This window comes from Methylocaldum sp. GT1BB (assembly GCF_051027545.1).
Classification (GTDB): Bacteria; Pseudomonadota; Gammaproteobacteria; order Methylococcales; family Methylococcaceae; genus Methylocaldum.
In genome coordinates, this window is sequence record NZ_CP194902.1 from 2,192,636 (window position 1) to 2,205,740 (window position 13,105).

Here is a 13,105-nt window from a genome sequence, read left to right on the forward strand (position 1 = left end):
TTCTGTGGCATAGCAGTGCAGACGAAAGCGGGGCTAAGCGGCTTCTTGCGAGGCGTGAGACGAGGATGGCGGGCGAGTAAATCGAGTAGCCCCCGGAATCGTCGGGTTTTACATTGTGCCGATTGGAAAAAGATAAGGCAACCCGGAATGGCGAAAAGTCAAGTGTGGCGTGGCGTACAGCCCGTTCTCCGTTGTGTCTCAAACGCCGGCGAGTAGGGCGCAATAGCGGTCCCGCCTATTGCGCCGCAGAAGCGATGATTGGAAAAGCCATCGTAAATCCGATGTTCCCACGGTCTGCTATTGTTCCCTGGGTTATTGGCTTTTCGGATGATGAATCCCGATGCCTGATTATCGACGCTACCGCGTACCCAATGCCGTTAAGTTAAGGCGAATGACGCCACCCCGGCAGGGAATGCCGGGGTCCAGAAGCCATGGATGGCAGAGGCGTGTCACTTCCCTGTGCTCTGGATTCCGGCAATCCCTGCCGGAATGACGGCTTAACTTAACGGAATTGACCGCGTACCCGGCGGAACCTATTTCTTCACCGTCAATCTGCTCGAACGTTACCCGAATGATCGGCTCGTCCGGCATATCGACGTGCTTCGAACCGTGGTGCGGGAGGTTCGGATCAAGCGGCCATTCCATATCGACGCCTGGGTAGTCTTGCCGGATCACCTGCACGGCGTGTGGACGCTGCCGCCCGGCGATGACGATTTCACCAATCGATGGCGGTTGATCAAACAAGGCTTCTCTAAAGCCTTGCCATCGACCGAACGGCGCTCAAAGGTCCGCATTGCCCGTGGCGAACGTGGGATATGGCAACGCCGGTTTTGGGAGCACGCCATTCGCGATGACGCGGATTATGCGGCGCATGTGGATTATTGCCACATCAATCCGGTGAAACACGGTTATGTCCAATGCGTGTCGGAGTGGCCGTATTCGACGTTTCACCGGTACGTCGAACGAGGTGTGTATCCGTTAAATTGGGCGGGTGGGGTGGAATCCGATATCGATGTGGGCGAGCGGGTTTGAAACCCATTCGGCGCATTACGCTAAATCTCATGCAGCATACACAAGCTGGGGGTTAGAAACCCCCGGTTACCCGATTGGGCGTCACATCAGTCAGCCACGCGCACATACGTTACATCCGCGTTCTCGTAAGGCCGCACTCGGGCGTGATATTCGTAGTCACTGCGGGAGGGCTCCTCTTCTCGATTTTCAGCCCCGTTCATGAAGTCCTCAAGATGGAACTGGAAATGCCAAAGACCGCTGGTTGCGATCGTCTGAACGTAGATCGACATTATTGGCTTAACGCCTATTTCGCCAAGAATATCTCGCGCACAGATCCCCTCGAAGAATACGAGACGAAAGTACTTCTGGAGTCGCTCGATATCGTCTCTTAAGAATTCGAGCGCCAGCCGACCGACGAAGGAACCACCTCGTCCCGCTTCGACATAGCTGTCCGCACTCACTCGGAATCCGTTTAGGTCACGTGCCAGATGCATGGTGGCCGTAGATTTTCCCGAACAACTGGCACCATCAATCACGACAACGCCGGTTGCAGAAGCCGTCCTAGCAGCGACTACCTGATGCAGATCGTTGTAAGTATCACAGCGCATTCAGTGATGCCCAACGTTTGAGTTGAGGGGCGCGGAGACAGCAAGCGAAGCTTGCTGGCGGAGCGTCCCTCTCGAGCGAAGTGTTAGGCATCTCGTCTGACCCACTCATCTACAGTAGTGAACATGTAGTTACCTACCGGGGCATACCGTGGATCGTTATGAACGAATGGGTTAGTGCCAATCCACTCGACAACGACAGACGATGATTCAAGTACCGGCTCGGCAAAGGGCTTTGTCGGCAAGGGATTGCCGACCTACGTTCTTCCCGCCCTACACAAATCCGTACACCGGGATGAAAAACGCTCTAAGTACATTCAGGGAAGTCTTGCGGCATAGGCAACCTGCAGGACAACCCCGCCAGTCAAGCCAATCTGTCGAGATCCCGCAAATATTTGCGGAATGTACTTAGTAAGGCGGAATAGCCTACCCGCGTATTCCAATCGCAAACGGTCGCTTCGGGAGCGCCGAAGCGCCCCTTCCAATCGCAAACGGGCATCCAGGGAGCGCCTGGATGCCCCTTCCGCCGAATGATTCACTTCCAATCCAGCTTGTCGCTCCAGGTCAGGTTGTCGTCGACCCAATAGCCGAAAATCCTTTTGTCGTCGCCGGGGGCGGGTTTGAGGTCGAGGACGAACAGGGCGCGGCCGACGCTGCGGCGGCGGTAGCTGGGTTTGGTTCTTCTCAGGAGCTTGAGGAGCCAATGTCCGGCGTTCTTTTCCACGACCTGGTCGCGCCAGGTGCCGAAATTGATGTAGGTATAGTTTCGGCCCTTGTCGACATCCGGTTCTTCTTCCAGGGGATTATGGGTGTGGCCTTCGCCGTGGATGTGGAATCCGTAGATTCGATTTTCGGGCAGGAAAGCCGGGAATTTCTTCATCTCTTCGAAAGTGACCGCCTCTTCCCGGTGGTGGCTGCGGAACCAGGCGAGTATTTTCATGAACCATTCGATCGCCTTGAGTTCGAGCGTGCGGTGCAGCTTGCTCGCGACACCTAGCCACCAGCGCAGAAATTTCAGGCCGATGCGCCGTTTCCGGGGGGAGCTTTCATAGGTGAAGTCCCAGCTCAGCCACTCGGATACCGAGTCTTGCAGGAGCTTTTCTATGGTGCCGGCGAGGTCGGGCCGCTCCTTGAGCTTCCGGGTTTCTTCGATGATGCGTGAAACCGCCGCATAGCTCGGCCGGTAAAGATCGAGTTCGTCGAGGACTTGTTCCAAACGGGTCACCCCGAGGCTTTTCGCTTCCGCCCGTGCTATGCGTTTCCTGTCCTCCTCGGCCAAGGCTTGCTTCGCTTTCCAGATGAACCCGGACAGAACGCCCGCCGCGACCGTATCGCCGAAGCAGGGATCGGTGAACGGCCGATAGCGGAGTTGCCGCCAGGTCTCGATCTGCCAGCCGTTCTCGATGGACCATTCCGGAAGGGCGCGGCAATTGTCCCCATCGCGCCACTGGCCGTGGGTGACGAACAGGCGGAAGCCGAGGTCCGCATAGTAGAACGGAAACCAGGGGGCGCTGTCGGGACTCTTGAACAGGTTTTCGTCGCCGTACATCCGTCCGACCTTCAGTCGATAGTCTGCCGGAATGTCTTTCAGCGTCCAGCCCAGGCATTCTTCGTAAAAGAGCTTGAGCGCTTCGGGCGCGGACAGGATTTCCTTGTCGTGATTGCCGAGCAGCACCAGGACGTCGACCTTTTTGACGCCTTTGGCCGTGAGCGTGGCCGGCAATTCCTGGAGCATTCGGAAAAACTTGCAATGCCCGCCGGCATGCCCGTCGTGCTGGTCGACGATTCCTTGCATGATCGTTTTGACAATGGCGGGAAATTCCGGATGATCGCGTTCCCAGGGGTAGACTCCTCGCTCCGCCCAGTGCTTGGTGCGGATCATGTCCACCACGTCGCCATCCAGGACGAACACCAGTTCCTCGATTCCTCGGTCTTCGCACAGGAGAGTGATCTCACCGAAGAAATCGTCCCAGTCGTCGCGGCTTTGCACGCCCACCGTGCCGTCGGTGAAATGCACGTCGCTGATGCAGACGCACAGGCGGTTCGGCCTGTTCGGGTCGCTGATATCGATTTCGTGAAAGAATTCGAGCGCTTCGGATTGGCTCATGATCGGTCCTCCGGGGTTTGTTGTTATTCGTTTTCAGTCCCTGAGGGATGGCCCTGGCTTTCCCTGGCGCGGGCGGAGCGGTTCGGGGCTATCCGTACACGTCGTACAATTCGCCGAGAACGAACCGGGCGAAGCGGGCGACGACCTTGAGTTCGTCGGTCACGGTTTGGGTTTCCGTCGCCCGGATGCCGCCGAGCCAATCCTTGACGCCGCCCATCGACAAGCACAGCGTCCCGGCGCCGAGCGGACTCCCGTCCGCCGCAAACAGGTGCGCGGAAACGGTGGACAAATCCCGCCACATGTCGGGACCCGGATCGTCGTGCAGAATCTGCTCCGCAACTAGCCCGTAACGCTGGTTTTCGCTCTCGAAGCGGAGTTCGTAACCGATGCGCCGGGTTCGATTCGGCAGGCTGGTCAGGGAAAAGCGGCTATCGGCAAGCAACACCGTCGGCCCGAAAGCGGGGCTGCTCAGATGGCCGGTGATCCGCGCGGCATGCTCGGGATCGGCGAGAAAAGCCTCGAGGTCGGCGATGTGGATGCACAGTTCGATCTTCAAATCCTGTTTCGATTCCGGTTGCTGCGCCAAGGAGATTTTTCCCTGAAAACACTTCCGGAAGCGGATTCCGGGCACGGGATCTTTCATGCGCGAGGGATTGCTCTGCGCTTCGGCGGTCGTTCCGGGTATCGCGCGCAGATAGGATTTTCCGTCGGCATAGCCCATTTCGATCAAAGTGGCGTGGTCGATCTTGCCGAGATATAGGTCCGGGTCGAGCGGCAAGGGATATTCCGGCTTGACGACATGAACCCGGATCGCACGGGTTTGGCCGTAGGGGCTGTCGCCGTGTTCGATCCGCCGGTTGATCTCTCGGACGGCCTCCAACTGGCTGTTCAGGGCGGCGTTGGCGCTCATTTCCAGCATCTGGACGTACAGATGCAAGGGGCCGCCCCGATAGGTGCCGGTATTGCCCAAACCCCACAAGACCCAGATTTCCTCCGCGCCGTTTTTCACCGTTTCCGTCAGGTTCGCGTCCTGCACGAAGCCGGTATCCAGGTAGATGCCGCCGTCCTTCCGCACCGGGGGAAAAACGCCGGGCAGGGACATGCCGGCAATGATCATGTCTTCGTCGATGTCCCGGTGGGATATCACCTTGACCGCCTTGTTCGCGTAATCCAGGACGTTATAGCTGGCGGAGAGCGAGTCGACGGCGCGGATACGGGCGGTATCGATGCCGAAATGTGGCAGCACTTTGGTGCGAAACCCTTTCGAATCCCCCAGTCCTTCCAGGTTTTCCACATTCAGATAATCCTTGAGCGGCAGGAAGGCGATGGTGTCCTTGAGATTGAGCGTGCGCCAGCGCTGGCAGATTTCGGCCGGCTTCAGTCCGGACAGCAGCATGGACATGTTCAGGCTGCCGCCGGACGTGCCGTCGAAGTACTGAAACTCCAGGCCCGCCTCTTCCAGAGCGAGCAGGATGCCCGCCTGATAAGACAATCGAAGACCGCCGCCCGGAAGGACCAGTGCCCGTTTCGGCTGTCCGGACTTCAAGGGGGCGGTTAGCGGAACCGTGTTGGCTGAGTTCATGGCCGGCCTCCTCAGCGGTTCAGGTTGCCGAAGGTCTGTCCGACGATGGGAGCGGTGGGGGCGGGCGGCCAGGTTTCGTCCAGGGGCAGGTTGATGACGCTTTCCATACCCTCGGGTGCGGTCGTCGGCGGCTGGTCTTGGTGCAAGAACCAGCAATCCATATGATCGTCCAGAGTGCCGACGGCATTGGGGATGAACGCCGTCATCAGCGGCTTGTCTGCGATTTCCAGGGTTTTCAAGGGTTCCGCACGCGGATGGTCGCCCAGCACCAGTCGGGCTTTGGCCCAGTTGAACAGGCATAGGCCCGCTTTACCCTGGAAATAGATGTAGGACTTCATCAGCATGCCGCGGAACGCGCAGTAATTGACCGTGTTCATGTTCAGCGGGAGGGGCGTAGACGAGGGCCGGCCGATTTCGATATAGGTCACCAGTTTGCCGTCGAGATCGTACTGGCTGCTGACGGTGTCGTCGCCGATCTTGAAATCGAGGTTGGCCTGATGTTTCGGCATGCCCCAGATTCCCTTGCCGCCCTTTACCGAAATCTTGGTGGATACCGGCAAGTCGACCACGTACTGCCCGCTGCCGAACCAGTTCATGAACAGCAGCGGCAACAGCGACGGCGCGGGTTTGAGACCGTGGGTGCAGGCGATGCCTATGCTGTATTCGACGTAGGTGCCGATATTGGTGCCGAGATAATTGATGACGGTGACGACCAAAAAGCCCTTGCTGCCCACCCGCAGCGGATGGACTTCCGCCGGCAGCAGAGCCTTCGCCTTGTCCGGGTTGATCGGAAAGACCGCCATGAGGACGGGCGAGGGCGCACATTGAACGGGCAGTTGGAAAGGGATGTTGTCGACCAGGGAGTGTTGCCCCGAGATGGCTTTGATGCGTTTTGGAATACCCATTGTGATTACCTTGTTGTTGTTCGTTATTTGGCTAGTTCTTGAATCATTAGAGGAAATACGTCGGTGGCGGCGTTCTTGCCCATGAAAACATCCAAATGGCTGTATTCGGGCAGCACGTGCAGCGCGTGAAAACCCGGCCGCAGCGCGTCGAAGTATTGCCAGGATTTTCTCTGGCTTTCCGGCAGGAAACAGCGGTTCTTCTCGCCGGCGAAGAATACGAAGCGCGCGTCGGTTTTCGGCGGTGAAGCGGCGAAATCCGACGGCAAATCCGGCAGGCCGTCGACCGAGACCAGGTTGCCTTTTTTGACGCAACGGGCCATTTGCTTGAAAAAGCGTAGCGGCACGTTGCCGAACTCCTGATTGATCCAATCCTCGTGGACCAGGTCGGTCAGGTTTTCGTGCCGCCACAGTGCGGGAAATCCGCTGCCGTAGGTGAAGCTGACCATCTTGCACACGGTGCTGTCGCACTCGTGGTGGACCAGCTTCACCAGGCCGGTAATGGTTTTGGCGATCAGGGTCGGCGCCTCGACGCCCCAATGCGGATTGACGTAAGGGGTTAGTGCGTTGACCACGGGCACGGCGAAATTCAGCTTGAATTCCGACCAGTCCGGGACCACCGGATGCAGCGACACGGCGTTGCTGACGATGGTGGTGACTTCCGGCACCAGTCCGGCGATAGCGGACATGGTAAAAGTGGTCGAGCCTTGGCAGTGGATGATGGCCTTGACTTTCCGCTGCCCGGTCTCTTCCAGGATCTTGCGCACCGCGTGAGGGTGGTCGTAGAGGGCGGCGTGATCCAGAGTCCATTCGTTGGGAGGGAAGTCGATGCTGGCGCGCCAATTTTCCAGCCAGACGTCATATCCGGCTTCCACCAGCGCATCGACGACGGTGGTCTGGCCGGGCGCGCGGAAAATGTTCGCCCGCACCCCTGCGCCATGCACCACGATGACGGGCTCCCGCGTGGGAGCCCGGTCCGCCGAGCGGACGTTGATGAGGTTGAGGGCCAGCCCGTCGCCGGCCGTGAACGGTACGATGCGTTCCGTCAAAGACATGGGACGCTCCTTCCCCGAAGGCGGGGTTCAGGGTTGGATGAAATCCGCGATGCGTTCGGCCAGCGCGGCAATCGTGCGGGACGGGTTGAGGCCCACCGCCCTCGGAATGATGGCGCCGTCGGCTACGTACAGCCCCGGATAGCCGAATACCTCGCCCTTGTGGTCGACCACGCCGTCGGCGATGCTGGTGCCCATGCGGCAACCCCCCAAAGGATGCGGCGTAATGAGATCTTTTAGGATTTCCCAGGTCGCCGGGACTATGGCCGTGCCCCCGGTGGCTTCCGACAGCGTCTTGTGCATGTCGATCAGCGCCTGAACCGCGCCCTCCGATTTCTTGATGTTCCATTCCAGGTCCATCTTGTGGCGGAACGGCGGAATCCAGCTGCGGGAAAGTTTCAGCACACCGTCCGAGGCGTCGACCGCCTGGCCGAACCAGGGCATGACCGCAGACAGCGGATCGCTGCCTTTGTTGAGGGATTTCAGAACCGAGAAGAAATGGCCAAAGTGGTGATCCTTGCTCAAATCCTGAAGGGAATCCTTGAGCAGGTTGGGGAAACCGCCATCCTGCACCCAGAAGCGTTGTTTACGGAAAAAGCCGTCCAGGAAATCGATGGCGCTGGTGATGGTGGGGCCGCGGGTCGGCGAAATTTGGCGGTTCTCATAAATTGCCGGAGTCAGAAAATCGCCGTTGGAACTCCAGCCGACACCGAGCATCGGGCTCAGCTCGGGCAGGGTGCCGTACTGATCGCGGCAGCGCAGCAAAAGCTCGTTGCTGCCCATGGTACCGGCCGCGACGATCACTTTCTTTGCGTTCAAATGGCCGGGAACCAGTTTTTTCTTCTTCGTGTCGATCACGTCGAAGTCGACCCGGTAGCCCGTGTTGCCGTGCAGGGGGGTGATGCGCTGAACCAGGTGCAGGGGCTTGACCTCCGCGCCGTGCTTTTCGGCGAGAGGGATGTAGTTCAGGTCCAGTGTGTTGCGGGCCTTGACCTGACAGCCGATGTCGCAATTGCCGCAGTGAACGCAGGTCCCCTGTTCCAGGCCGAATGCGTTGACGTGCGATTTCGAGTGCTTGTCGTCGAAGGCGTCGGGCTTGTCGTAGCTGAACTCGGGATCGAAATTGACGGCCAGCGGCATTTTGCGAAAACGCGCCCTATAGCCGCAATTTTCCGCCGCTTCTTTCATGAGCTTCATTTTCGGCGGCCATTGATTGTCCGGCACTTCCTGGACGTTGAGCATCTTGCCGGTTTTTTCGTAATAGGGCTTCAGTGCGTCGTAAGTGATTTCCGCCGGCCAGCCTGATTCGAACGCGAACGGTTCGGCCTCGACGAAGATATTCGCGTAAATCAGCGAGCCGCCGCCGACGCCGCAGCCCTGGGCTACGGCCATGTGCTTGTAGAATCGGATGTCGATCCAGCCGTTGTCCTTTTCGGGTTCTTCGTGGGACCACCACCAAGCATCTTTCGGCCCGCGCGGATAATCCTTCACATCCCAGCGGCGGCCGCGTTCCAGAATGCAGACCTTCATGCCTTTTTCCGCCAGACGGCAGGCGGTGACCGCGCCGCCGAAGCCGCTGCCGATCACGATCACATCGTAATGCAAAGTGTCGTCGACATTCTTGTCGAAGACCTGCCTACCGAATTTCGGGATGACGTAGGCATCCCACAGCTTGCCGGCGAAGAATCGGCCGAACTTTTCGACCGCGGCGGCCTTTTCGGCCAGGTTTTCGGCGTTCGGCACTTCGATGGTCGACAACAGGTCGGCCAACTGTTTGATGCCCAAGGTCAGAATGCCCGCGCCTATGACCGGGGCGGTCTTGTCCTTGCCCTGATGCAGCGTGGTATAGAGGGTCGTGGTGTCGGACCACAGATCGAAACCGGAATCGTCCCTGACGTCTTTATGGCCGGCGAGGTAGTAGTCTTCGCCCTGATGATGGAAGGCCAGCTCGTAGACCATATAGGTCATGTCGGGATTGTCGGTGGGCTTGAACAGGTTGAAGACCCCGGTGGGCGCCTCGATGCCCATGCCGAGAGGCGGGAAATCGATGGTGCCTTTCAGAGAGCCTAAATGATCGGGATCGCTGACGAAACGGTCCAAATCGTCGATACCGACCTCCGCGTGCATGGCCAGAGTGGTCCCGTCCTGTTTTCCCCGCTGCGCGCCTTCCGCGGTATCGCTCGCCCCCAAAGCAAAATACCCCGACATGGTTTCCTTAAAGGTCAAGGATAAGATCGTCATCATTATTCTCCTTCTCGTTATGGATGATGAATGTATTGTTATAGGTCGGCCCGGAAATGCTTTTTCGGCATTAAGGGTAATCCGATTTAACCCCCGAGTCCGTCACACGATCTACGATTCGAAACTCTCCTGAAAAAAATGAATAATAGTCCGGCTTACGAAAAACGACATCTAAATATTGAAGATAATTGGCCTGACAAGGCAAAAGGCCTTTGTAAACAACGAACCCTTGGTTTGTGCCAGTGCTTTTTATCCCTTATCCCACCAGACATTAAATATCAGCCGGAAGCGGTTTGGCGCGAGCGGAACACTGAAAAGTGCGGCATATCTATGAGCCGCATGAATTCTGTCGGCTTGCGGCCGCTTCCATGCTAAATGGGCTATACGCTTGTGAGTAGGCTTCAGCCCGCGATTGGCAGGCGCACCGGATCACGGGCTAGCCCGCAAGAGCTAACCGCTAGCGATGCGCTGTTCGAGATAGGATGGGGTCGCCGGCGTGCATTTGCTTCCCTAGATCCGAGGCAATGCCTTTATTAACCCGGCCTATAAATATAGGCCGGGTTAATCCGGGGCAGGGATGCCCCGGCGCGGCGACAAGCCGCGTGAGCCCAGGCCGGGCGTGTACCGGCCTGGGCGGCGGCCCGAAATACCAGGAGGGTATTTACGGGCCTGATTAATAGGTTAAGCCATCATGCCGGCAGGGAATCACGCCGGACTATCCTACGCCCATTGGGAAAATGCGCAAATCCGTTCCCGGCGGATTGGTCCGCCACAAATTTGCCAGGAGCAACCATTCGGTCGGGAGCCGAATGGGGCAAACGAAGTTTGCCTAGCGGGCCAAAGCCGGGGACGGCTTTGGTCAATTGGGAAGTGCGGAGTTCGGTCCGAAGAACGAGCCTCAGGGACGGGGTGAGCACAAAACCGTCGGGAATTGGTTTTGGACTGCCCGCGGCGGGGCAAGATTCGTGGAATGCGGCTTTATTGCCGCTGCATCCTCAGTTCACCTTTTTGAAGAAACGAGTTTCCTGAACAATCGTGCTTTAAAAGTCCCGGAAGCGAGGCGAATACTCGTCTCGTTCTAATGGTAGGGGATCTATTGCCTCCTAAATCCGTAATGGCTCACACGGAATTAACCTCGTCGAATTCGATCGAGTTTCTGTTTGTTATGCCCGTGTTTACCTTAGTGATTTAGTATTTAAACGAATATTTAAATACTATTGGAATTTCATCAACTATACTTTTTCGCTTCTCCCTTTACCGATTCCGCACCATATTATCGGGCGCTTTGCAGTCCGGGTGGTGCCAGATTCGGGTTATGGTCGATAACGTACAGGAACCGGACCAAGGTTCCCCGTTCGGCGTGGTCCTTGAACCAACCGTTTTCGGCCATACGGGCTTCGCAAAGGAATTCGTTGCCTTCGGCAGCGAACTCGGGTTGCAGTGTCCGGGAGAACTCGTAGTTCTTTATCCAATGATTTCGGATGTTTGCGGTGAAGTCATGCTGGGTATAGCGGAACGACAAGCCTTGTAAGGTTTCGGCCATGCGCGTGTGACCGGGGAGCAAGATCGTGTCGGGATCGTTTTCTTCCTTTGCCTGAAAGGCGGCGACGATCATCCGGCCGCCGGGGGCCAGTTTGGCGTTGAGCTTCGCCAGCGTGGCACCGTAATCGCCCATGAAATAAATGGAATCGATTGCCAGGATGACGTCGTAATCCCCGCCGGGGAGCTCGTCGTGGATCAGGTCGACGCATCGGAAATCCAGCGCGGGCGTTTTTCCCTGCGTTCTGCGTTGCGCCTGAGCGATGGCGACATCCGAATAATCGACTCCACGTATGGTGCAGGCGGTGCGCTGATGGAGATACTCCGTGATGTATCCGTTGGAGCAGCCGACTTCCAGAACCTTCTCACCCGGCTTGAGCAGCGAAGCCAGGCAATCCATCTCGTCCGTGTCCATCATGCCGTGCTGGCACAAGTCCCGGCCGTAAACCGCCTCGCAGAAGCGCGAATGGGTCGGGCTTTCGGCTGCACGCCGAAAATATTCGTTGTACCAGGCTTTCGAAAACATCTGGGCCTGACCCATGTCGGCCGTGTGGTTCATCAGTTCGCCCATGCTCTGATCCATACGTATGCTCCGGTGTTATTTAATTAGTGAATTCTAATATATCAGGCGTGCTCGGGATTTGTCCCGAGAGCGTTGCCTCTTGATGTCAGCAATGGCGCTAGAACTGGAAAAACGGCCACTCGGGTTCGAGTCCGAGCATGATTTGTCCGACTGCCTCCAGCTTGCCCGCGTTGATGAAGCCATGCTGGGTGATGACGTGGATGTCGCGGAAGTGCTTCGAGAACTCATATTCTTCTCGGATTCCCGAGGCTCCCACGATCTCGTGGATGAGGTCCACCGCTGCCGCGGATTCGAGAACGGCGTGGGTCATCGCGAGTTGCATTTTGGCTTTGAGCTCTATCGTGACGGATCTCGCAGCGACGGCTTCTTTCCAAGCTTCCTCGAACGCCTGGTAGAAATAGAGTCGGCCGGCACCGAGTTTGGCTTCGGCTCGTGCGAGCTGTGATTGAACGACGGCCTGATTCTTGAGCGTCTTCGTTCCATACGCGGGCGTCTTCCGGGTGATGAGCTCGACCGCTTCATCGATGGCCGCGCGTGCGATACCGAGCGCCGGCGGGACGAGGGCGGCGATCGCCGGCCAGACCGTCAGCCGGTAAAGAGATCCCTGATAGGCGCTGCCCGGTTTCTCTAACGGTCGCCATGGCGCGGCCCAATGCTCGGGGATGAATACGTCCCGCATCTCGACATCATGGCTGCCGCTGCCGCGCATGCCCATCGTGTTCCAGTTGTCGACGATTTCGGCTTCGGGCGCGGGAACCGCGATCAACAGCATTTCCGGATTGCCATCGGCGGCCACGCGCAGTTCGCCATCATCGTAGATATTCGCAAAGCCGAGAAAGGCCGTCGCATGGTGTGCGCCGCTCACGAAGGTCGTGCGTCCCGAGATGCGATAGCCGCCCGCGACCGGAACGGCCTTGCGCGCAGGGTTGAAGGAGCCGACCGGAATTGCCTCGAACCCAAAAATCTCCTGCGCGGCCTGGTCGCCGAACCATGGGGCGAACATATCGTGGGCAACGGCGATTTGCAGATTCCAACCCGCCGCACTGTCGATACGGGAGACTTCCTCTATTACGCGAAAAGCAGAGATCGGCTCGACCTCAAGTCCGCCGAATGCCTTCGGCCGCCACAATCGATAGAGGCCCGCCTCCTGCATCGCCTTCGCCACCGGTATTGCCAGTTTGCGCTCGCGTTCGGCCGCCTGTGCATATTGGCGGATGATCGGTTCGATCTCTCGAACCGTTTTCAGCAGGGAATCGACTGTGGGCATGAACGCCTCCTCTGTTTACGTCTTATCGAATGCGGGCGCGGATCGACCGCTTCTCCGAGCCGCCGGAGTATATCAAAGGGTAAAAGGGCGGACGGCAAGGCGGTACCTCGGTGAGCGGAACGGTGGCCGATCAGGAGCGACGGAGCGAGGCGGTGAAGTTCGCGGGATGTGGCTCGTTTTTCACCCACATCCCGCGACTCTTGGCTGGAAGTCGGA

The 13,105-nt window shown here is 58.1% G+C and carries 9 protein-coding genes; 1 reads left to right on the top strand and 8 read right to left on the bottom strand.

Annotation, left to right across the window (positions count from 1 at the left end; all coding sequences use genetic code 11):
• Positions 1-510: 510 nt before the first annotated feature.
• Positions 511-1,032, top strand: a complete 522-nt coding sequence (locus ACR2TX_RS11120) for an REP-associated tyrosine transposase (protein WP_086134960.1) — start codon at positions 511-513, stop codon at positions 1,030-1,032.
• Between the two features lie 86 nt (positions 1,033-1,118).
• Here ACR2TX_RS11120 and ACR2TX_RS11125 read toward each other — a convergent pair whose 3' ends face one another.
• The 8 genes from ACR2TX_RS11125 to ACR2TX_RS11160 all read right to left on the bottom strand — a co-directional run bounded on the left by ACR2TX_RS11125 (position 1,119) and on the right by ACR2TX_RS11160 (position 12,889).
• Positions 1,119-1,619: a hypothetical protein gene (locus ACR2TX_RS11125; RefSeq protein ID WP_139841133.1), complete on the bottom strand. Its 501-nt coding sequence runs from the start codon at positions 1,617-1,619 to the stop codon at positions 1,119-1,121.
• Between the two features lie 532 nt (positions 1,620-2,151).
• The gene (locus tag ACR2TX_RS11130) at positions 2,152-3,723 is read right to left on the bottom strand and encodes a hypothetical protein (RefSeq protein WP_434132159.1); all 1,572 of its coding nucleotides are present in this window, start codon (positions 3,721-3,723) and stop codon (positions 2,152-2,154) included.
• Positions 3,724-3,811: 88 nt separating this feature from the next.
• Complete coding sequence (locus tag ACR2TX_RS11135; RefSeq protein WP_434132161.1) at positions 3,812-5,305, bottom strand: patatin-like phospholipase family protein; 1,494 nt, start codon at positions 5,303-5,305, stop codon at positions 3,812-3,814.
• A gap of 11 nt (positions 5,306-5,316) precedes the next feature.
• Positions 5,317-6,210: an acetoacetate decarboxylase family protein gene (locus ACR2TX_RS11140; protein ID WP_077732756.1), complete on the bottom strand. Its 894-nt coding sequence runs from the start codon at positions 6,208-6,210 to the stop codon at positions 5,317-5,319.
• Positions 6,211-6,233: 23 nt separating this feature from the next.
• Positions 6,234-7,262 carry an esterase/lipase family protein gene (locus ACR2TX_RS11145; protein ID WP_156879629.1) on the bottom strand — a complete coding sequence of 343 codons (1,029 nt, stop codon included), beginning with the start codon at positions 7,260-7,262 and terminating at the stop codon, positions 6,234-6,236.
• A gap of 27 nt (positions 7,263-7,289) precedes the next feature.
• A complete protein-coding gene (locus ACR2TX_RS11150) occupies positions 7,290-9,503 on the bottom strand; it encodes a GMC oxidoreductase (RefSeq protein ID WP_205780901.1) in 2,214 nt (737 codons plus the stop codon).
• Between the two features lie 1,270 nt (positions 9,504-10,773).
• Positions 10,774-11,622, bottom strand: a complete 849-nt coding sequence (locus ACR2TX_RS11155; protein WP_240502680.1) for a class I SAM-dependent methyltransferase — start codon at positions 11,620-11,622, stop codon at positions 10,774-10,776.
• Positions 11,623-11,719: 97 nt separating this feature from the next.
• Positions 11,720-12,889 (bottom strand): acyl-CoA dehydrogenase family protein, encoded by a 1,170-nt coding sequence (locus tag ACR2TX_RS11160; protein WP_077732754.1) that lies wholly within the window; start codon positions 12,887-12,889, stop codon positions 11,720-11,722.
• Positions 12,890-13,105: the final 216 nt, after the last annotated feature.